Source organism: Bacillus sp. SIMBA_005, from assembly GCF_046535585.1.
Taxonomy (GTDB): Bacteria; Bacillota; Bacilli; order Bacillales; family Bacillaceae; genus Bacillus; species Bacillus pumilus.
Genome location: NZ_JAWRWI010000814.1, coordinates 1 through 252, shown reverse-complemented (window position 1 = coordinate 252; position 252 = coordinate 1). Strand labels below are relative to the sequence as shown.

Below are 252 nucleotides of genomic sequence, written 5' to 3'. Positions count from 1 at the left end.
CGAAGAATCCGGAGATGTCGCTGTTGTGCTCGGTCGACTTCCACGTCAGCGAGGTGCCGTCGTCCAGCTGGCCGCCCGTGTATCCGAAGGGAGCGCGGACCATGTCGGCGGTGTTCGCCTGGATCCACTCGGCGATCCGCAGCGCCCCGTCGAGGTACTTCGTCTCACCCGTCGCGTGGAACAGCCTCGCGAGGCTCATCCCGACCCAGGCCTGGTTCCCGGTGAAGGTACCGGGGCCGGTGATCTCCACCC

The 252-nt window shown here is 67.1% G+C and carries 1 protein-coding gene; it reads right to left on the bottom strand.

Annotated elements, in window-relative coordinates; translation table 11 throughout:
- On the bottom strand, positions 1-252 hold a 252-nt coding region (locus SB660_RS22340; protein ID WP_410584658.1), incomplete at both ends, for a hypothetical protein.